Genomic DNA, 21,672 nt, shown 5'->3' with positions numbered 1-21,672 from the left:
TCGGTTTTTCAATGTTTTCGTTGAGTGCTTCGCAGTTTTAAAACTTCGTAAGTCTTTTTACTATTGGCCTGTTAATTACTGGTATGCTCTACAACAACATAGGGCTTCCGTTCACCCTCGTCTATGCGAACCAGTTTGCCATTAACAAAATAATAGTACATAACAGGCTGTGCCACTAAGGCCACAGCGGAGGTATTTCCTCTTTTGTAAACGGTTCTTTCTGCAGATTTCTCAACCAGGTCCGTTGCCCATTTATGATGGGCAGTAAATTCGTCTTCAGACATTCCTAAGGAGTAAACCGGAACTTTGCAGCTTGTCATAAAAAATAATAGCAAAAGACTTAAAAATGAGAGCTTTTTCATAAGTGCGGTGATAAAGTTTGTAAATAATGCTTGGTTGTATATTTCAGGTAGGACTCATGATCTTAAAAAAGGTTTATAGGGCTCGCAGTTTTTCTTAAACAGATAAATAATTCCGTTGTCTTGATCTTTGATCAACCCTGCACTCGTTGCAAACGGGCGCAAGTAAAGGGGGGGAATGGAAAAGAATCCTGTCATCCTGAACTTGTTTCAGGATCTCTCGGGACGGGTTAATCATCATGTTGTACACATTGCCCGTGGGATGCCGAAACAAGTTCGGCATGACGTGAGCGGAGAGGGACCTGTCACCCCTGAGCTTGTCGAAGGGGCGCGTGCAGGGGGGCCTGTCCTCCATGCTTCGACAAGCTCAGTATGACACCCCTATTTTTAGGCAAAACAAATATGTCATTGCGAGGAGGAACGACGAAGCAATCTCCTCGCTATTCTAATCGATGACTAAGCTACGAGATTATTAATGTTGTTAATTGCTTTTTTAAGGTATTAATGAGCTCCCTCCAGTCGGTTGTCCACGCTATCGCTCGCAATGACATGTGGGGGAGGAGTGCCGCCTTGATGTTATTAAATCACGAACTCAGTAATTCAATAATTGCCCACTTTACGCTTCTTCCTTAAAATAAACCTTGTAGTAGTTCATGGCGCGGCCATCGTCGAACCCTTTTTCAATGAGCTCTTTGTCGCCGTGAATGTAGATGTGGAAGTTTTTATCCAGCTTGAGCACGCTTTTATAAACACGGGCCTGTTTTTTTACGGCATTGTCTGATATCACAAAGTTATCGGCAATGGGACTGTCGAACTCCTGCTCGTACTGGTTTTTGAAGTTCTTGAACGATTCAATGGCCTCCGGGTTACCGATCACCTCGTTGGAGAACTCATCCATATTAAACTCGTCCTTCTCCTTAAAATACTTCATGGAGCGGTTCAGCAGATCGATCTTGTCTGCCTTGCTCATTTCAAACTGGTCGTCGAGTTTTTCGGTTACAAAGTTTTTGTAAATGCCCAGGGTGTTATTGGTTTGGTTAAAGCTGTCGTTACGGATGCGGAGCTGCAGAAAATTATCTTTCCAGTACACGGCGGTTTCCTGTCCGTTATTGGTTTTATCTATTACTACGACTTTGTAACCGTTCTCCTTTTCGATATTGAAGATGAGCACGCCTTTGTCCAGCTTATTGATGTTGATGGCATCCTGCTCGTAATCAACCTGGAAACCGCCTTTGTCCGGGTAAACTTTTAAATAGGTCTCCTTATTTTCCGATTTAAAAATGCCAATGGCATCCAGCGGATTGCCCTCAATTTGTACCTGGTTAAAGTAAACTACATATAATTCACCGCCTTTAATGTTGGGGTGCGTGGTAGTTTTGTACAGATGCTTGGCTATCTGTTCAGATGCTTCGTGAAATTTCTCTTTGTCCTCAAAAGCTTGTGTGGCAAAATGGTGGATCTCGTTGAGAGCCAGGTTTCCGCTGCTGTGCATGAGGTGATATACCTCGTTGGCTTTTTCAAATGGTTTTAAAAAATACTGCATCAGCAGGTTGGGAATAATATCGTCCTTCAGTTCCAGGGGCTGGTCAGACAGGGCGTACATTTCTTCCTGCGACTGGTTGCCCACATGATGAACCGAAATAGTATCGAGTGAAGCTTCAAAAAAAGTTACCATAATTGATGCGAATGTAGGGCTTTTGGGGCGTAGACGGATAGTGTTTTTTTGAACAGGGGGCAGACGACTCACCCCGTCTGCGCTTCGCTGGACGACCCTCTCTGCTGCTTTGCGGCAAAGAGGGTAAAAGCACCCCTCTCCGCGCGTCATTGCGAGGTACGAAGCAATCCCCTATTTACAGAGCCGCCCTGTTTATCGGGGATTGCCACGCTATCGCTCGCAATGACGCGTGTATTAAAAGGTAATAATGGTCGGGTGAGTCGACTACACTCGGCCCATTTTTATCATCGACGATGGACTTCTTTAAATTTGCTCCTTTCCCGGCAATTTCGTATCTTTATAAAAAGCCAACAGCCCGGCTCCCGTATATGGGAGCCGGGCTGTTTTATTAAGGATAAAAACAAGCCAAAAATCGGCCGATTTGTATGTAGTTATTTGATTATCAATAAATTAATACTTTTTAAAGTTTCAAAAACGCGTTAAAACCTCGTTAAAATTTGTTAAAAAGTGTTAAAATCGATGTTTTTGGAGTGATTTTGAGCCGTTTTTACCTCGTTTTTGTGCAGAAAAGTGTTAAAATTAAAGGTTTAAAAAGTTTTAGAGCCATCCAAAAGTAAAAGCTCGGGCAAACAATCCTGCTAACAAGGGGGAGGAAAGTAATTTGTATTACTTTTGTGCCTTGAGTCCATAACCCTCAAAATATGACTGCTATGGACCATTGACTATTGACCATGGACAACTTACAACACGCGCAACAGGAAACCATAGTAGCCCTGGCTACACCAAACGGGATAGGGGCAATCGCGGTGATCCGCCTTTCGGGCCTGGATGCTATCGACATAGCCAACAGCGTATGGAAAGGTAAGGATCTGACCAAACAGGCCTCGCACACTATCCATTTCGGTCATATTATGGATGGCGACCTGATGCTGGACGAGGTGCTGGTATCGCTGTTTGTAGCACCCAGATCCTATACCCGCGAAAACGTAGTGGAAATAAGCTGCCATGCTTCGGGATATATTATTGAAAGTATCATTAAGCTGTTTATCAAAAAGGGCGCGCGAAGTGCCAAACCCGGCGAATTTACGCTAAGGGCATTCCTGAATGGCCAATTGGACCTGTCGCAAGCCGAAGCTGTAGCCGATCTGATCGCTTCCAACTCCAAAGCGTCGCAGCAGGTGGCCTTACAGCAATTACGCGGCGGATTTAGCAATCAGCTGCAAACCCTGCGCGAGCAACTGGTAAATTTTGCCTCGCTCATTGAACTGGAACTTGATTTTGCCGAAGAAGATGTAGAGTTTGCCAACCGCGATCAGCTCAAACAACTCATCGTGGATATTACCCGCATTATAGGCCGGTTGATACAGTCGTTTGAGTTGGGAAATGCGATAAAACAGGGGGTTAACACCGTGATAGCCGGCCGACCCAACGCGGGTAAATCAACCCTGCTCAATGCCTTGCTGAACGAAGAAAGGGCCATTGTGAGCCATATACCAGGCACCACGCGAGATACCATTGAAGAGGTATTGAATATACAGGGCATCAATTTCAGGTTGATAGATACTGCCGGTATACGCGAGGCTACCGATGCCATTGAGCAGATAGGGGTACAGCGTACCATGGAAAAGATAAGCCAGAGCGCCCTGCTTATTTATGTTTTTGACTCGGAGCGGATAAGCCCGGAAGAGCTAAAAAGTGACCTGGAGAGTCTGCAAAGTCCCGGTATAGCCATGCTGCTGGTAGCCAACAAGATGGACCTGATTCAACAGGACAAAAAGCGGGAAAGTATCCATGAGTTTTTCCGTACCTCCGGACTTCCAGATCTACAGACCATCTTTATCTCGGCCAAAGAAAAGCTGCATATAGATGACCTGAAAAATAAGATCTATGGCACAGCCATTAAAGATCAGCTCAGTGGTGACGAAACACTGGTAACCAACATTCGCCATCTGGAGGCTCTGCAAAAAACCGAAGAAGCCCTGATCAGGGTATTAGGCGGAATTGATGGTAGCATCACCTCAGATTTCCTGTCGATGGATATTAAACAGGCCCTGCATTACCTCGGTGAAATAACCGGAACTGTTACTACAGATGATCTGCTGGAAAACATATTCAGTAAGTTCTGTATCGGCAAGTGATTGATTATTAGATAATTATATTAATATCTTTTAAAGGTAACGTTGGGAAGACCTGTCATGCTAAGTCTTTCAAAAACTATCGAAAGAAATAAAGCAGCCTATTATGTTGCACTTAAAGAAGTGCAGCGGCCTTTAGAAATCACCGCATGGATTAATTATTTCGCGGGTGTGATTCTGGATGCTCAGCGGGATACCAGGTGGATGTGCCGGTTTACTTTAAAAAAGAACATTTTTTTGATCGGCATAAGAATCAGTTTAACGAACGGCAATTAAAGGCAGTCAATAAAATGCTGGAGAAAGGTACAGAAGGGTTTGACGGCGGGATGACTGCTCAAAAGTATATTCGTATAACCAGAACATCTAAGGCGACTGCCCCCCGTGATTTACAGCAGCTTCAGGAAACAGGATTTTTTATATGGGAAGGTGCGGGAAGGTTAGTGCGATACTAGCTAAATTTATCTTAGGTTTTGAATTTGATTGCCCTGGCGCGTGGAAGCCACTGAATATTTCTGTTCTCCGCAGCAGTTAAATTACTTGTTTCAGCTTAATAGAGAACGTCCCGTTTGAGCAAACGGCTCCTGTTTTTAAGCAAACTATTGTTTAAGCATTTGCCGATACCGATCTCCTTTAAGTTCAATATAGCTAGACAAGGAAATTCCAAATGGGGGCCTGTCACCAGCAAAGGGGTGTCTGGAAAGTATTGATCATTTTTTCTACAGGTTAAAATGAACTTATTAACTTCGCCGGATGACTGATCACGAACTAATCACTTATTTCGAAAATAAAGAATTACCCGAAACCCTGCGCCTTGACCGGGCCTGTACACAATATGAAGTAAAGGACGCTGTATTAAGAAATATCGAAAGTATGCTTAATGGCTCGCAAGACCGACACGCGCATCATCGCCTGATGCTAATCATGAATGCGCTTGAAAACCCCTATAATGGGCCCGAAATACCACGGTTTTAAACGTGATTCTTGAATATTTGCTAATGGTGTGACCTGGAAGCGTAAGTATATAATGTACGTTAGTAAAAGAGATATCATGGATTTGGTTTATCTGATTGTCTCGATTCGGATGCTATTGTTCTGATGATGTGCATTTTGCAGTGTCCAATCGTATAAGTGAACGGGAAAGATAGCAAGTGGAAGTCAATAAATAATATAGTCTAAGTGTCGCGAAATTAAATGAGAACTATCTGGGAATGTCTAAGGGGCAGATAATTTTTTTATTAGTGTGTAAAACACAATTATTTTTTAATTTTCGTATTGCGATTTAAAAATATGCTTATATTGCCGTTGTTATAACCTAAGTAATAGTACTGTAATAATCATATCGGGTGTTGTTGCCCTTTAATTAATTGTAAACACAACGATTATAATGTGAGGTTACGGCAGTTTAGCTATATCGGTGTGTGTTGGTAACTATCGTAAAGAATGAAGAAGTTTTGTGGCCTTACGGATGTAGAATTGACCGAGCTTTTCGAACAGGATAATATCAGCGCGTTTGAGGAGATCTACAACCGGTACTGGCTTAAACTTTATGCTGCGGCTTATAAACGCCTCAAAGAAAGAGAAACAGCAAAAGAGATTGTGCAGGATTTTTTTACCAGCCTTTGGATCAACCGGCAGCAGGTTAAAATAGTCACATCGCTGCAAGGGTATTTGTTTACTTCTATCAGGTACCTGGTACTCAACTATAAAAGGGCCGAGGCTGTACGTAACTCTTACAGTGAGATTTTGCTAATGGTTAACAACAGTTTAGATAACTCTACCGAAGAAAATTATTACTACAAAGAATTGCTTGAGCGTGTTGAGGCCGAGGTTACCCATTTACCGCCCAAATGCCGCAATATATTTGAGTTAAGCCGCAATCAGTATAAAACCAATAAAGAAATAGCACTACTTTTGGGAATTTCTGAAAAAACAGTGGAGAATCACCTTACCAAGGCACTGCGGTTTTTAAAGGTACACCTTAATATCCTGGTGTTGTTTTTCCTGCTTAGGTAACCAGCGCTCTCCTGCTAAAAAATACACCTTTATTTATATATTAAACTTTTTTTGAAAATATTTTAAACAGGACTAGGGGATGCACCTTACTCGGGTTACATCTTATTATATAACCAATATTAACTCTTGTCCAAAACAAGTTCCTAATGAAAAAGAAATTACCTGCCGAGCTATTGGAGAAATTTTTTGCAGGCAACTGTGATGAGCACGAAAAGGATATGATCCTTTCCTGGTATGAGTCGTTTGAACTTGACCGGGACGATGTTACTAAGCTTTCGGCCCGCGAACAGGAGCTTTTTAAAATGCTGATGTGGCAAAACATCAACAGCAACATCAACGCGGCCGAAGGCGATGGGATAGTTTCAATTAATCGTAACAGAACAAGGCGGGTAAAAACTATTTTGTATTGGCTCTTGGGTACTGCCGCGGTTTTTATCGCGGTGTTTTTTATCAAGCTAAAACCACAACTGGTAAATAACACTTTGCAGGACACAAATATGCTGCAGGTTTTTAATAATAACTCCAATGCCATCAAAGACATTATTTTATCAGATGGTAGCCGGGTTTGGGTAAGTCCGGGTTCGGCCTTAACTTATACCAAAACATTTGAAAAACACAGCCGCAAGGTTTCATTAACCGGCGAGGCGTTCTTTGAAGTAACCAAAGATCATTCGCGCCCATTTTCTATTTCAACCGGGAATGTAATTACTAAAGTATGGGGCACAAGTTTCAGGATCCGTGCTTACGCAGCCGATAAAATCACCCGAGTAGATGTAGTTACCGGTAGGGTTTCAGTATCGGTTGCCGGGCAGGATAGAACCAGGTCCGGGGTAAACAAAACGCTTGCTGCCGGCGATGGGGTTATGCTGTTGCCTGACCAGGAAGCTGTTTATGATAAAGCGACCGATGATCTTAAAAAGAATATGGAGATCAAGGATGCCTCATTGGGCATGTGGAAAAAAGCCAGCCTTTCATTTAACAATACGCAAATAAGTGAGGTATTTAAAGCACTTAATAAAAGCTTTGATGTAAACATCAGCTCAAAGGATGAGAGTATTAATGCTGATTTCTTGAAAGCTGACTTTACTAATGAAAACCTGCCTGCCATTATGGAGATCCTTAAAAAAACGCTGAATGCAACCTACAGCGTAAATGGTAATAGCTTTGTGATGGAAAGCAATAAACAATAACCAATTATACAATTCAATAAGCAGTAAAACCTAAAGCAGCCTATATGGAAAAAAGAATCATTACCTAATCCCCATCCCAATTTCCTGAAAAAATTATAGGAGTGCTGGAGACACCCCTATAATTTTTAAACCCCCGGTGTGTAACGCCTAAAAAGGTGAACCGGAAATCCTATGTCTCAATTTTTTCAAAAGAAACACTTAAATGTATGAAGATTTATTTACAAAACCACTTTGACTGGTGTAAAATTATGAGGATCACTTTTAGTCAAATTATAATCATGCTTGTATTTACAGGCATCTCCTTTGCAACAACCAGCAAAGGGCAGGGCCTGCTTGATAAGCGGGTTGATTATAATATTCAAAATACAAGCCTTACCAACGCTATACAACAGCTGGAAAAAGTAACCAGCCTAAAGTTTGTATACCGTAAAAACCTTGTAGAAAATGAGCTTGGCCTTTCTATAGATGCCAAACATGAAAAGTTGGGCATCGTGCTTAGTAAGCTGTTAACGCCCAGGGGTATTACGTATGATGTTATTGGCGATCAGATCGTTTTGGCCAAAGCAATAGGCTTAGCAAAACAACCTGATGTGGTAAATGCCGATGAGCCCGAAGATGCATCATTGGTGGTTACCAAAACCATGGCGGGTAAAGTAACTGATGATCATGACCAGCCTTTACCTGGCGTTACCGTAAGTATAAAAGGAACCACTATGGGTACCCAAACCGATGCAGCCGGTAAATACACCCTGAATATTCCGGATGCCGAAACCGAAAAAGCTATCCTTACATTTTCTTTTATTGGCTTTAGCTCGCAGGAGATACCGGCCGGTGGCCGTAGTGTAATCAATGTACGCCTTGTGGCATCACCAAGCTCGCTTAATGAGGTCATTGTTATTGGTTACGGCAGCCAGCGTAAAGGGGATGTTACCAGTTCTGTGGCTACTGTAAAGGCCGAAAATTTTGTAAAAGGCCCGGTGTTAGATGCCGGCCAGTTATTACAGGGTAAGGTGGCCGGTCTTTCGGTATCTGCCCCAAGCGGCGATCCTACATCAGGCTCGGTGATCCTGTTAAGGGGTAACACTACATTATTGGGCGCCAACTCTGATCCTTTGGTATTGGTTGATGGCGTACCCGGAAGTTTAAAAACGGTTGTACCAGAAGATATTGAAACCATTGATGTGCTGAAGGATGGATCGGCAGCAGCTATTTACGGTGTGCGTGGTACCAATGGCGTTATCATTATCACCACCAAACGCGCCAGCAGCAACTTTACCAACGCGGTTGATTATAGCGGTTACGTAAGTACCCAAACCCTTGCCCGCCAGCCTAAACTGTTCACCGCGGCCGATTACCGTGCCCAGATTGCGGCAGGTACCAGGGATAAATCATATGATTTAGGCAGTTCGACAGATTGGCTTAAAGCGATATCAAACAACCTGCCGGTAACTACCGTACATACGCTTACTTTAAGGGGCGGCAACAGCAAAACCAATTATTTGGCATCGGTTAATTACCGATTATTAAACGGTATTTTCCTGAAATCAGATAACCGTACTTTCTCGGGTCGGGTTGATATCAATCATTATATGTTTAATGATAAACTGAAGATCAACTTTGGATTGCTGCAACAGGATAACGCTTTTACCCAAACCCAGGACGGTGGTACTTTTAATGGCTATACCTATCGCCAGGCTATACTGCAAAACCCAACCGCGCCTATCAAAAATGCCGATGGTACTTATTTTGAGCAACCAAGCATTTTCAATTACCAAAACCCGGTATCGATGATCTATAACAGCGATGGCAGAACATCAAACACCACATCAAAATATAACTCAACTATTACCCTTACGCCCATTGATGGCCTTAAATTATCGGCATTGGGTTCATATACGCGTTTTAACCAAACTGCCGGTTATTCAGAAAATAAAGAGAATATCTCCAACATCCGCGATCACCTCAATGGCTACGCTGCTGTAGGTTCTTTACAGTCGATAGATCGTTTGTTAGAGTTAACTGCCGAATACAAAAAAACAATTGGCGATCATAATTTTTCGGTTTTAGGTGGCTATAGCTACCAGGATAATGATACGTTTTCGTTTTTTGAGCAAAACCATGATTTTCCTACCGATATATTCAGCTATAACAACATTGGTTTAGGCCGTGCTGCCGCCAATGGCCTGGGTGTTGAAAGCAGCACAAGATCAGAAACTAACCTCATCAGCTTTTTTGGCCGTGCTACCTATAACTATAAAGATAGGTACCTTTTGCTGGCTAGTGTACGCCGCGAGGCGGCCAGCCAGCTTTATGGCGCAAAAGAACCTTGGGGTACCTTCCCTGCCGTGCAGGTAGGCTGGCGGATCACCAAAGAATCGTTTATGCAGGGGCAGCAAATTTTTGATGATTTGAAATTGCGTGCAGGTTATGGTGTTACCGGTAACCAGCCGGCACAAGGCTTTTTGGGCGTGGGTTTGTTGGGCTATGGCAACTACGTGTTATCCAATGGGCAATGGGTACAAACGCTTGGCCCGTCACAAAACCCAAACCCAAACCTGCGTTGGGAAGAAAAACATGAAACCGATTTGGGCTTGGATTATAGCATGCTTAAAGGGATGATCACTGGCTCTGTTGATCTTTATAACCGTAAGATAGAAGGTTTGTTATATGATTACGCTGTGCCAAGTCCACCAAATTTATATCCATCCACGAGGGCAAACGTCGGTACCATGCAAAATAAAGGTATTGAGGTTTTATTAAACATCACCCCAATACGTAATGCTGATTTTCAATGGACAACCAGCTTCAATTTTTCAACCAATACCAATAAGCTTATCAGCTTATCAAACGAAACCTATAAAACAACCAGCAACTACTTTACAACAGGTGGTACCGGCGAGCCTATTCAAACCTTTACCAATATTGTTACTGTTGGTAAAAACATAGGCGATTTTTATGGCTTTAAAGTTACCGGTGTATCAACAGATGGACAATGGATCTACGAGGATAAAGATGGTAAGTCAGTAGCTTATAAAGATTTTACCCATTCGTTTGAAGATAAAAGGGTATTAGGTAACGGTTTACCTAAATATTATGCCGGCTGGAACAACAACATCCGCTATAAAGATTGGGATTTTAGCGTAACCATGCGCGGTGCTTTTGGCTACCAGATCCTCAACTTTCAGCGCATGTATTATGAAAACACCTCTATCCAATATTATAACCGGTTAAAATCGGCCAATGATAAGGTGTTTGGTACCGCTGTGCTTAATAAAACTATGCCGCTTGAGTTTAATAGTTATTATATTGAAAATGGCGATTTCTGGAAAATTGACAACATCAACCTGGGGTATACTTTCAATAGTTTAAAATCAAAGTATATCCACGCACCACGTATTTATGTATCTACGCTTAACACATTTGTAATAACCGGCTACAAGGGAATTGACCCGGAAGTGAGCCGCAGCGGATTGGATCCCGGTAATGATAACCGTGACAAGTATCCAACCACCAGGACATTTACATTGGGCTTAAGCGCAAACTTTTAATCATTAACATCATGAAAAAGATACATTATATATTAAGCAGCGCGGCAGTTTTAACTGCTGTTGCTATTACATTTTCCTGCACCAAATTAAAAGATAAGGATTACTCCACCATTGTGGCCAGCAATTTTACACCAGGAACAGAAGATATAGCCTCGTTACTTGGGGCAGGGTATACCTATTGGCGCCCGCTGGAGCTGGGGCGCAGCGCCAACTCTATTTTCAGAACAAACGAGATCTCGGCCGATGAGCTGGTAATTCCCGAACGACCTAATGGTTGGGTAGATGGTGGTATTTATCGCCGGGTTCATGAACATAAATGGACATCTGATGAGGATAACTGCTACCAGATCTGGAACAACGCTTATGCCGGTATCACAACCTGTAATCGGGTGATTTACCAGATAGAGAATGGTCTTATCCCCATCACAACAGGTAAAGACGCTGCCCTTGCCGAACTGAAGGTTTTGCGTGCATCGTTCTATTACCCGCTTTGCGATTTTTTTGGCAGCGTACCCATCATCACCAAGTTTGATTTACCTGCAGGATATTTACCCACCCAGAGCAGCAGGCAGGAGGTTTATAATTTTATGGTATCAGAAATTACCACCAATTTACCGCTGTTAAGCAAGGCCAATGATCAGACAACCTATGGTAAGTTTAACCAATGGGCCGCGCACGCATTGTTGGCTAAAATATACCTGAATGCAGGCGTTTATACCGGTACTGTTGCGTGGGATAAATGTATCACCGAGTGCGATGCCATTATCAACGCTGGTGTTGGTTTTGGTTTGGAAGCAAGCCAGAGCTCGGTTTTTGCTACCGAAAATCAAAACTCGAAAGAGATCATCTTTGCTATCCCTTTTGATGAAAAGTTTACTGCCGATGGTGCCAACGCTTTTGCTTTACACATGGAAAGCCTTGAGCCCGAAAACCAGGCCACCTATAATTTCCAATACTCGCCATGGGGCGGTATTTGTGCTATACCGCAATTTATCAACACGTTTGATCCGGATGATAGCAGGTTAAAAAGCAATTGGATACAGGGGCAGCAATACACCCTTGCCGGTGTGCCTATCAATGGCTCATTGGGGGCTTATACCGGCAAGCCGCTAAACTATATTAACGTGGTGCCGGGTATTGATTCAACCGAAGAGGTGCATGGTTTCAGACTTGGTAAGTTTGAGTACAAGCAAGGTGCTTTGCTGGGCTTAAGCAATGACTTTCCGCTGTTTCGTTATGCCGATGTGCTGATGATGAAGGCAGAAAGTATGCTCCGTTCTGGCGATGCCAACGGCGCGGCCCTGTTAGTTACCCAGGTAAGGCAGCGTAATTTTACAGCTAACCCTGCAAAAGCTACAGTAACCGGTGCCGATTTACAAAAAGGCAGCACCTATGATTACGGATTGAGAAACCACCTGAACACCACCCACGAAGGTGGCACTGATATTCAATACGGAAGATTTTTAGATGAACTGGCCTGGGAGTTTAATACCGAAGGTCGCCGCAGGCAGGATTTGATCCGTTTTGGGGTTTATACCAAAAAATCATGGCTGTCGCACTCGCCAAACGGCGATTACCGTGCCTTGCTGCCATTACCAAGGCAGGAAGTTGTTAAAAATACCAACCTTAAACAAAATACCGGTTATTAATAAATTGACAGCACAGGGCATTTTTATGCCCTGTGCTGTTTTAATATAGAGAAGATGAAGAGAATACTAATTGTTTTATCGTTTTATTGTGGCGTGACATCCGCGCAAAACAAAGATTATCCTATTAAACCGGTATCATTTACCAATGTAAAGCTCAATGATCATTTTTGGTCGCCGCGAATTGAAACCAACCGCACTGTAACCATACCGGCATCATTTGCCCGTTGCGAAAATACAGGCCGGGTAAAAAACTTTGAAATGGCGGCTGCCAGGAGCGGTAAGTTTTGTACCAAGTTCCCTTTTGACGATACCGATATTTATAAAACTATTGAAGGCGCATCTTATTCCATGGCCGTTCATCCCGATGCAAGGCTGGACGCTTATGTCGATTCGCTGATCACCATAGTGGGTAAAGCCCAGGAGCCAGATGGCTATTTATATACCGCTCGGACAATTGATCCGTTGCACCCTCACCCATGGTCGGGCCCGGAGCGTTGGGTTAAAGAGAACGAATTGAGCCATGAGCTATATAACTCCGGCCATATGTTTGAGGCCGCTAGCGCGCATTACCTGGCTACCAATAAGCGTAATTTTTTAGATATTGCTTTGCACAATGCCGATCTGTTGGTTAAAACCTTCGGGCCGGGTAAAAGACATGTTGCGCCGGGGCACGAAATTGTAGAAATGGGCCTGGTGCGACTGTACCGCATCACCGGAAAAAAGGACTACCTGGATTTGGCAAAGTTTTTTATTGACGAACGCGGTCATCGCGCTTATGATAAAACCAGCACCGATGAATGGAAAAACGGAATGTATTGGCAGGATAACCTACCGGTTATTGACCAGAACGATGCCGAAGGTCACGCTGTACGGGCTATGTATCTGTACTCGGGCATGGCCGATGTAGCAGCCTTAACAGGCGATAAAGAATACATTACCGCCATTGATAAGATCTGGAACAACATGGTGAGCAAGAAAATTTATGTTCAGGGCGGAATTGGGGCCGTACCGGGCGGTGAGCGTTTTGGGGCAGACTACGAACTGCCCAACGCCACGGCCTACAACGAAACCTGTGCCGCCATTGGCGATGTATACTGGAACCAGCGAATGTTCCTGCTGCATGGCGAGGCTAAATATATTGATGTACTGGAGAAGGTATTATATAACGGCCTCATATCTGGCGTTGGCCTGGATGGGCAATCGTTTTTTTACACCAATGCCATGCAGGTAACCAACGGTTTTACGCACCCGGCTTTAGAGGCCGGCCGTTCGGGCTGGTTTGAATGTTCCTGCTGCCCAACTAATATGGCGCGTTTCCTGCCATCGCTATCGGGTTATATTTATGCCCAAAAAGATAAAGACGTTTTTGTTAACCTGTTTATAGCGGGCACTGCCGCGCTTGAGGTCGAGGGTAAAAAGGTAACCTTCGTACAACGTAACAATTACCCATGGGACGGCACGCTTGCATTTGATGTATCGCCGGAAGCGCCTGCTACTTTTGCCCTGCGTGTAAGGTTACCTGGCTGGGCAAGGGCCGAGGCGATTCCCTCAGGTTTGTATTCGTTTCAGAATAAAGCCGCCACCCACATTGGCATAAAACTAAACGGCAGGCCATTAAACTATACAATCGAAAATGGTTATGCTATAATAAACAGGCAATGGAAAAAAGGCGATAATATTCAAATGGATTTGCCTATGCAGGTAAAAAAGGTGGTTGCCAATGAGGCGCTGGCCGATGATCATGGCAAAATAGCCTTACAACGTGGCCCAATTATGTATTGTGCTGAGTGGCCTGATAATAAAGTAAGTATAAGTACTATCGTGATTCCTGCTAATACCACTTTTAAACCGGTAGCGGAAGTAGGCTTATTAAACGGTGTAACAGTTTTAAAAGGAGAGGTATTGAGTGAGGGCGTTAATGGCGCGGCCGCTAAAAAGGTAGAACTTACCGCCATCCCGTATTACTCATGGGCCAATAGGGGCAAGGGCGAAATGACGGTTTGGTTCCCCGAAACAAGAACTAGCAAATAAATTGATGAAGAACGGGAAGCTATCCGGCAAAAAATTAAAATGGTTTAGGGCTGTTGCTTTTTGCTGCCACCGGTTATTTTAGTTTTAGCCGGGCTTTTTTTACGTCTGCTTAATTACGGGCATGATACCGACCTGTTTATCCGCTACCCGGATAACCCCGATTATTGGGTGATCGATAAATATGCATCTGAACGTTATTTTACAGATACGGCTAATGCTACCAAAGGCAGTATTGAGCCTTTTAAAGTTGTAAAAGCTAAAAACACTTTCAGGATTTTTGTTTTGGGCGAATCGACTACGGCCGGTTATCCTTATCTGTATAATGGTTCGTTTCACCGCTGGCTGCAGTACCGGCTAATGCATACTTACCCGGAACTGCAGTTTGAGGTCATTAATGTTTCGCTGACGGCAGTAAACTCTTATACCGTGCTTGATTTTGGCAAACAAGTGGTTAAATACCAGCTCGACGCGGTGTTATTAATTCTGACGGTAATTAAACTCACAGCCAACATATAGATTCTAATCTACTCATTGTTTCTATTTGAATTTATTTCACTAAGAAGGTATTGGCCATACCGCCATCCGCTAAGATATCGGCGCCTACGATGAATGTTGAATCGTCGGAGGCTAAAAATACAGCCGTTTTTCCGATCTCAGCCGGAGTCCCTTGCCTGCCAAGCGGCGTAAGATCTATCCAGACTTGCTTCACCTGATCCACTAGATCCTGCGGTACCATCTTTCCAAAAACCGGCGTATCAATTGAGCCAGGCGAAATTGTATTCACCCTTATTCTCCTTGACAATAAATCGAGCGATAAGCCTCTGGCCAATGAAATAACGGCCGCTTTTGCAGCGGCATATATCGTCGCTCCGGGTGCAGCCCGATGTGCGGCGTTCGACGCGATTAGTATAATGGAAGCGCCGTCATTTAAATAAGGAAGCGCTTTTTTTACGGTGAAATAGGCGCTTTTTAAATTCAGGTCCATATAGCGGTCGTAACCTTCTTCCGTTACATCGGTTATCGTCATCAAGGGAATCCCGTCCACAACGCCACCTGCATTTACTACCAGTGCGTCTATCTTCCCAAACTTATCAGCCGTAGTCCTATACAGGTTCTCCAGGTCATCAAGATTTGTTACATCTCCTTTTACACCAATAAAATTACCACCCAGGGTTTCAACAGCGCTGTTCAACGCAGTCTCATTTCTTCCGGCGATTGCACCAACTGCGCTTTCGTTTTTAAATGCTTCAGCAATACCAAACCCGATACCACTATTGCCGCCAGTAATCACCGCAACCTTGTTTTTTAGTTTACTCATTATCTCTATTATTTAATATTTGAGCAACGAAGGTAGAATTGATAAGTTACTTTTGGTAACTTTGTGATGAAAAATAACAGTAACATCGATGTAACTAAGTAACATTATGGGGTGTAAAATAGAAGAGTTCCAACAGGAACAAAAGAAAAGAATGAGAGCCGTTCAAGATTCAATGGACGTGCTGAATGGGAAATGGAAGATTTCTATTATTACGTCTATTTGCTGTTACGGTACAAGGCGGTTTTCCGATATTTTGAATGATATAGAAGGAATTTCCAACAGAATGTTAAGCAAAGAATTAAAGGAATTAGAGATAAACCAATTGGTAAAACGAACCGTTTTAGATACGCAACCTATAACGGTTCGATATGAACTTACAGAACACGGCAATACGCTACAAACCATCATCAGTAATCTAACAGATTGGGGAATTGTACACCGAAAGAAAATTGTCGGGAAATAATGCTCATACTTTGTTGGGTATCGTCCTACCAGTGCTACCAACAACCTCGTATCAGCATACAGACCGTATATCAGATTCCGATACTTACGCATTCATCTTATCGATGAATAAATGCTGCTCATGGATTTTAACCGTCATGAACTGGTCTATCGGTAAAATTCTCTTTGAGTTTTTGAAGTAGAAAAGCTCCTAATCTTCACTAATGACAGGGCGTGGTGATTCGGGAATTTGCTGGCCCAATAGTGTTCAGCATGGTAAAATAAAATGTTTTAGCAAGCTTTTTCGATGTCAAAAAACTGATGATGACAAAGGAGGGAGGTGTAATTTATACAAGTGTTTGAAAAAAAAATAAGTACAAATAGAGGTGATAATTATTGTAGTTTTAACAATTAATAAGTAATTTTAATCCCCAATTATCGTGTAATTGACAACCTGAAATTATTTTAATGAAAAAAAGATACCCCCTTTATTTTTTTCTTTTGTTGATCGTTTCTTCGGGCTATGCCCAATCTCCGATAAAGAATAAAATACTGAACTACTCTTTAAAAAATGGTCTTTCTTTTGGTATTGTAAACAGCATCACCCAGGATGATAAAGGCTTTATGTGGTTTGCCACAAATGATGGACTGAATCGTTTTGATGGAACAAACTTTAAGGTTTTTAAATCCAGGCAGGGCGATGCTGCAAGCCTGGCCAGTAATTATGTTCAGAAGACTTTTTGCGATGTACACGGAAACATTTGGGTGTCATCCCGCAATGGGCTCAGTAAACTGGATACGCATACAGAGAAATTCATCCACTATAAATTATCCCCCAACCGTGCAGTTAAAAATGATGTCGGGAATATTATACAAAGCCGCGATGGTAATTTATGGATAACCTCTTATGGTTTAGGTTTCTCCTATTTTGATATTAAGTCGGCAAAGTTTACTAATTATACGCAGACCAATTTACCCCAACTATCAAGTAACCGGGTTATAAGTTTGTTTGAGGATTCAAAGGGCCTGCTATGGGTTGGCACACAAGAAACAGGTATCAACGTATTTGATCATAAAAGAGGTATAATAACTAACCAAAAGAACCTGATCCCCGAGGTGAAAAATCTTCCGGCAGCACGGATCAATGATATTTTTGAAGATCATTTCCACAACATTTGGATAGCAACCGGAAACGGGCTTCTGTACTATCACCGGCAATCAAATAAATTTACCTTGTTGCAAACCAGCCAGCCTGGTATTAAAAGTAAAAGATATATTTCGGTTATTGAGGATAGCAACAAACAACTACTTGTTGGTTTGCAGGATGGCGGATTATATAAAATTAACCTGGGAGCCAGCCCTGATTACAATACAGAAAGCTTTGTATTGCAACCGGTAACCGGCGACGATGGCTATTACCTTACGCAACGCTCCGTTCAAGCTCTTTTTATAGATAAAGACAAGAATATTTGGGTAGGCACCTATGGCGATGGTATTTATATGATCAGCAGCATCAAGGAAAAGTTTTCCAAGATCACCAGGAAACGGATTGAGCCCAGCGGAGAAAGTTTGGTGAGGTTTTATGGGATGTGCCAGGACCGGGACGGGTTTTTATGGTTGGGTACCGACGGTGAGGGTATATTTAAAACCAGTCATAACGGCAACCTGGTGAAGCAATATAAAGCCGATGGGAAGCCCGGAAGCATTAAGGATAATGCTGTTTTGTATGGTTATAGTGATAAAAATGGCAATGTATGGTTTGGTACCTACGCCAAGGGGCTTTTTCTTTATGATAAAAAAACAGATTCATTTGTCAATTACGCCAATAATCCAACAGATGCTAAAAGCTTAGGAGCAAATGATGTAAGGGTGATTTTTCAGGATAGCCATCAAAATTTATGGGTTGGGACAAACGGCGGGGGCTTGAGTTTATTTAATGCTGCTGCAAAAACATTTACAAATTACACCCCGGTCAATAGCGGCCTCACTTCTAATGATGTACGCTCTATTGCCGAAGATGAAAATGGAAACCTGTGGATAGGTACTTACGGAGGTGGGCTTGATTTTTATGACTTTAAACAAAATAAATTCAACAGATATTTTAAACCAGCCGACGAAAAGAATAATTTACCTAGCCAGGTAATTTTTTCAATTTATCCCGATAAGCAACATCGCTTATGGTTGGGGACTGAAGGAGATGGTCTGATCTCTTACGATTTAAAAAAGCGGCTTTTTAAGAAATTTAATGAAACCAATGGTTTAGCTAACAATACGGTATCAGCCATAAAAGCATCGGGCAATGGGTCTTTATGGTTAAGTACCAACAAGGGCCTATCAAACATTAATATCCTTACTGATAAAATATTAAACTATGATCAGTCGGATGGTTTGCAGGCGGGGCAATTTAATGCCGGATCTGTTTTGTTTGATTCAGATAACGGATTGATGTATTTTGGAGGGACAGAAGGCCTCAACTTTTTTGATCCTGAAAAAGTAATTCAAAGCAATTACCAGCCAAAGGTTATCATCACAGGGCTGCAAATTTTCGGTAAGCAGGTTGAAGTCGGTGCTCTTGACGGGAACCGGGCCGTATTACCCGAAGCGATCAGTGAAACCCGGCAAATTACGCTGCAACCCGATCAGTCTGTGTTTTCTATCCAGTATGCTTCATTAAATTATACCTATCCACAAAAGGGCAGTTTTGCCTATAAACTGGAAGGTCTTGATAAATCATGGAACTATGTGGGTAATCAAAGACTGGCAACCTACCGTTATCTTGAACCCGGCGATTATACATTTAAGGTAAAAGCCTCTAACCAGGATGGTTTATGGTTTGAAAATTATGCTACCATTCAAATAAAGATCATGCCGCCCTGGTATAAAACATGGTGGGCTTATTTGATCTATATCGCTGTAACCGGACTGGCTATTTATTACTATTTATTGTACAAAGCCAACCAAACTAAACTTAAATACGAAATAAAAGTTGCCCAGCTATCCGCAGAAAAGGATAAGGAGCTGAATGAGCGTAAACTTTCTTTTTTTACTAATATTTCTCATGAGTTTCGTACACCGCTAACGCTGATCATTAACCCGGTTAAGGATATGCTGTTTGGCAAAGGCGGGCAGGAGAGTGATCCTGGTAATTTGCATATTATTTATCGTAACGCGCGCCGCTTGTTGAGTTTGGTTGATCAGCTACTACTTTTTAGGAAAGCTGAAAGTGATACGGATAAACTTAAAATAGTAAAATTGAATATAGTGGTTCTTTGCCGTGAGGTGTTCTTATGCTTTAATCACCAGGCTCGTACCAAACATATACAGTTTGATTTTTCGAGTGAAAAAGAAGCTATTGAAATATTTGCCGACAGGGAAAAAATGGAGATAGCCTTATTTAACCTGATATCAAACGCGTTAAAATTCACACCGGAGCATGGGCTGGTAAGCTGCACGATAACTGATAATGATGATAAAGTTAGTATCGAAATAAAAGATAGCGGCTGCGGTATAGCCGAAGGAATTGGCGATCAATTGTTCAACAAGTTTTACCAATTGCAAAATACAATGCCTTTAGCCGGAGGCTTTGGTATTGGGCTTTACCTGGTTAAGGCATTTATTGAAAGCCATAAAGGTAGTATCAGCTACACAAGTAAGCAAGGGCAAGGCACTTTGTTCAACGTTTTATTACTCAAAGGACGGGAGCATTTTGGCCAGCAGTTTGTTTTTGAGGATGTTGCTGAAACCTCGATATTTTTAGACGAATTGATAGAGAATAAAGGGGAATTGGATACGGATGAGACCGAAAGTTCCACAACAGCTAAAAGTACGGAAGCTTTGAGCTCGGATACCAAAACAATGCTGCTTATAGATGATAACGAGCAGATCCGCGTTTACCTTAAACGGATATTCACCGGCGAGTTTGAGATTTTTGAGGCCGATAACGGTACCGATGGGCTTGAATTGGTTTACCACCTGGTACCCGATATTGTGATAAGCGATGTGATGATGCAGGGCCTGAGCGGTATTGAGCTGTGCAGCCGTATTAAAGAAGATCCGCTTTTGAACCATATCCCGGTAATATTACTAACAGCCAGTTCATCGCCAGAGATTAAACTCAAAGGCATCGAAGGTGGAGCCGACGATTATATCAGCAAGCCTTTTGAAAAAGAAATACTGATAGCCCGTGTTAATGGCATCCTGAAAAGCAGGAACAATCTGCAAAAGTATTTTTATAATGAGATCACCCTTAACAAATCGAATGATTTAAAAATATCTCAGGAGTACAAGGAGTTTTTAGAGAAATGTCTCAAAATTGTGGAGCAGCATTTAACCGATCCTGAGTTTAGTATAAAGACCCTGGCTTCAGAAATTGGCATGAGTCATTCTAATTTATATAAGCGTATCAAATCTATTTCTGGTCAATCGGCCAATGGTTTTATCCGTTTTATCAGGTTAAGAAAAGCGGCTGAGATCCTGTTATCTACGGATAGTACCATATACGAAACCGCCTCCATGGTTGGTATAAACGATCTTAAATACTTCAGGGAGCAGTTCAATAAGCTTTTCGGCATAAACCCTTCAGACTACGTGAAAAAATACCGCAAGCCTTTTCACAATAATTATAATGTGAGTCGTGATATGGTTAAAGGATAATTGACCATTACCCCCTGACTTAAAACGGGTGTCATGCTGAGCCCGTCGAAGCATGGTGTGCAGGCCTCTGCGCACGCCCCTTCGACGGGGGGACAGACTTTTCCTGTCCCCTCAGGGTCCCTTCCAGGAGACCCTGAAAGGACCTAACTTCAAAACACGTCATTGCGAGGTACGAAGCAATCTCTAAACTGTACAGAGCAAACATGAATAGCTGACCTGCTATCGTAGAGATTATTAATGCTTTGTTTATTTTAACCGGAATTAATGAGCTCCCTTTGGTCGGTTGTCTTCGTACCTCGCAATGACGCTCGAGAGAAAGACATTGCCCGCGCTATTCGTCGAAATGATATGGGGCTTAGTTAAAATCATGGTTTACACTGTAAACCGTTTTTTATGGTAAAATAAAAAATAATTAATTGATTATCAAGTAATTAGATAGATGTTGACCATGAAAAGTGTAAACCATGTAAACCCACTTTTTAATGAAACAGTCTGCCCTCCCGATAGCTATCGGGAGGGCAGGGTTTGGGTGGGGGCTTTTGCCCAGCCTATTTTGAAAATTTTACTAAGGATAATTGATGATATTATTTTACCCCCTAAGCAAAAAGGCCTAAAAAGTGCTGTAATGGCATTTTTTGATGATTTTATCCCGTTTTAAAT

At 42.4% G+C, this 21,672-nt stretch carries 13 protein-coding genes; 10 read left to right on the top strand and 3 right to left on the bottom strand.

Annotation, left to right across the window (positions count from 1 at the left end):
• Window positions 1-71: 71 nt before the first annotated feature.
• Window positions 72-362, bottom strand: a complete 291-nt coding sequence (locus BLR84_RS07460; protein WP_143013858.1) for a hypothetical protein — start codon at window positions 360-362, stop codon at window positions 72-74.
• 613 nt (window positions 363-975) lie between these two features.
• A complete protein-coding gene (locus tag BLR84_RS07455; RefSeq protein ID WP_090466522.1) occupies window positions 976-2,034 on the bottom strand; it encodes a nucleoid-associated protein in 1,059 nt (352 codons plus the stop codon).
• Window positions 2,035-2,765: 731 nt separating this feature from the next.
• Between BLR84_RS07455 and mnmE the strand changes: the two genes are divergently transcribed.
• The 8 genes from mnmE to BLR84_RS07410 all read left to right on the top strand — a co-directional run bounded on the left by mnmE (window position 2,766) and on the right by BLR84_RS07410 (window position 15,116).
• The gene (gene mnmE / locus BLR84_RS07450) at window positions 2,766-4,172 is read left to right on the top strand and encodes a tRNA uridine-5-carboxymethylaminomethyl(34) synthesis GTPase MnmE (RefSeq protein WP_090466520.1); all 1,407 of its coding nucleotides are present in this window, start codon (window positions 2,766-2,768) and stop codon (window positions 4,170-4,172) included.
• Between the two features lie 747 nt (window positions 4,173-4,919).
• Window positions 4,920-5,141, top strand: coding sequence for a DUF6965 family protein (locus BLR84_RS07440; protein WP_090466517.1), 222 nt, complete (start codon window positions 4,920-4,922; stop codon window positions 5,139-5,141).
• A gap of 468 nt (window positions 5,142-5,609) precedes the next feature.
• Entirely contained in the window at window positions 5,610-6,182 is a 573-nt protein-coding gene (locus BLR84_RS07435; protein ID WP_090466515.1) for an RNA polymerase sigma-70 factor, read from the top strand.
• Between the two features lie 146 nt (window positions 6,183-6,328).
• Window positions 6,329-7,372 carry a FecR family protein gene (locus tag BLR84_RS07430; RefSeq protein ID WP_090466513.1) on the top strand — a complete coding sequence of 348 codons (1,044 nt, stop codon included), beginning with the start codon at window positions 6,329-6,331 and terminating at the stop codon, window positions 7,370-7,372.
• A 278-nt stretch (window positions 7,373-7,650) separates the two neighbouring features.
• Window positions 7,651-10,920: a SusC/RagA family TonB-linked outer membrane protein gene (locus BLR84_RS07425; RefSeq protein WP_090467629.1), complete on the top strand. Its 3,270-nt coding sequence runs from the start codon at window positions 7,651-7,653 to the stop codon at window positions 10,918-10,920.
• Between the two features lie 11 nt (window positions 10,921-10,931).
• The gene (locus BLR84_RS07420) at window positions 10,932-12,569 is read left to right on the top strand and encodes a RagB/SusD family nutrient uptake outer membrane protein (RefSeq protein ID WP_090466511.1); all 1,638 of its coding nucleotides are present in this window, start codon (window positions 10,932-10,934) and stop codon (window positions 12,567-12,569) included.
• Between the two features lie 54 nt (window positions 12,570-12,623).
• Complete coding sequence (locus BLR84_RS07415) at window positions 12,624-14,600, top strand: glycoside hydrolase family 127 protein (protein WP_090466509.1); 1,977 nt, start codon at window positions 12,624-12,626, stop codon at window positions 14,598-14,600.
• 60 nt (window positions 14,601-14,660) lie between these two features.
• Complete coding sequence (locus BLR84_RS07410) at window positions 14,661-15,116, top strand: hypothetical protein (protein ID WP_090466507.1); 456 nt, start codon at window positions 14,661-14,663, stop codon at window positions 15,114-15,116.
• A gap of 31 nt (window positions 15,117-15,147) precedes the next feature.
• Here BLR84_RS07410 and BLR84_RS07405 read toward each other — a convergent pair whose 3' ends face one another.
• The gene (locus BLR84_RS07405) at window positions 15,148-15,918 is read right to left on the bottom strand and encodes an SDR family oxidoreductase (RefSeq protein WP_090466505.1); all 771 of its coding nucleotides are present in this window, start codon (window positions 15,916-15,918) and stop codon (window positions 15,148-15,150) included.
• A gap of 151 nt (window positions 15,919-16,069) precedes the next feature.
• Between BLR84_RS07405 and BLR84_RS07400 the strand changes: the two genes are divergently transcribed.
• Together BLR84_RS07400 and BLR84_RS07395 are read left to right on the top strand one after the other, a co-directional pair.
• Entirely contained in the window at window positions 16,070-16,381 is a 312-nt protein-coding gene (locus tag BLR84_RS07400) for a winged helix-turn-helix transcriptional regulator (protein WP_255366875.1), read from the top strand.
• A gap of 446 nt (window positions 16,382-16,827) precedes the next feature.
• Window positions 16,828-21,012, top strand: coding sequence for a hybrid sensor histidine kinase/response regulator transcription factor (locus BLR84_RS07395; protein ID WP_090466501.1), 4,185 nt, complete (start codon window positions 16,828-16,830; stop codon window positions 21,010-21,012).
• Window positions 21,013-21,672 lie beyond the last annotated feature (660 nt).

The organism is Mucilaginibacter sp. OK268, assembly GCF_900103125.1.
GTDB lineage: Bacteria > Bacteroidota > Bacteroidia > Sphingobacteriales > Sphingobacteriaceae > Mucilaginibacter.
The sequence above is the reverse complement of the archived record's forward strand: the minus strand, read 5'-3'. Positions and strand labels throughout refer to the sequence as shown.

Excerpts from the sequence above, each read along its gene's own strand:
- BLR84_RS07460 (WP_143013858.1), bottom strand. The coding sequence starts at position 362 with ATGAAAAAGCTCTCATTTTTAAGTCTTTTGCTATTATTTTTTATGACA.
- BLR84_RS07455 (WP_090466522.1), bottom strand. The coding sequence starts at position 2,034 with ATGGTAACTTTTTTTGAAGCTTCACTCGATACTATTTCGGTTCATCAT.
- mnmE (WP_090466520.1), top strand. The coding sequence starts at position 2,766 with ATGGACAACTTACAACACGCGCAACAGGAAACCATAGTAGCCCTGGCT.
- BLR84_RS07440 (WP_090466517.1), top strand. The coding sequence starts at position 4,920 with ATGACTGATCACGAACTAATCACTTATTTCGAAAATAAAGAATTACCC.
- BLR84_RS07435 (WP_090466515.1), top strand. The coding sequence starts at position 5,610 with ATGAAGAAGTTTTGTGGCCTTACGGATGTAGAATTGACCGAGCTTTTC.
- BLR84_RS07430 (WP_090466513.1), top strand. The coding sequence starts at position 6,329 with ATGAAAAAGAAATTACCTGCCGAGCTATTGGAGAAATTTTTTGCAGGC.
- BLR84_RS07425 (WP_090467629.1), top strand. The coding sequence starts at position 7,651 with ATGCTTGTATTTACAGGCATCTCCTTTGCAACAACCAGCAAAGGGCAG.
- BLR84_RS07420 (WP_090466511.1), top strand. The coding sequence starts at position 10,932 with ATGAAAAAGATACATTATATATTAAGCAGCGCGGCAGTTTTAACTGCT.
- BLR84_RS07415 (WP_090466509.1), top strand. The coding sequence starts at position 12,624 with ATGAAGAGAATACTAATTGTTTTATCGTTTTATTGTGGCGTGACATCC.
- BLR84_RS07405 (WP_090466505.1), bottom strand. The coding sequence starts at position 15,918 with ATGAGTAAACTAAAAAACAAGGTTGCGGTGATTACTGGCGGCAATAGT.
- BLR84_RS07400 (WP_255366875.1), top strand. The coding sequence starts at position 16,070 with ATGAGAGCCGTTCAAGATTCAATGGACGTGCTGAATGGGAAATGGAAG.
- BLR84_RS07395 (WP_090466501.1), top strand. The coding sequence starts at position 16,828 with ATGAAAAAAAGATACCCCCTTTATTTTTTTCTTTTGTTGATCGTTTCT.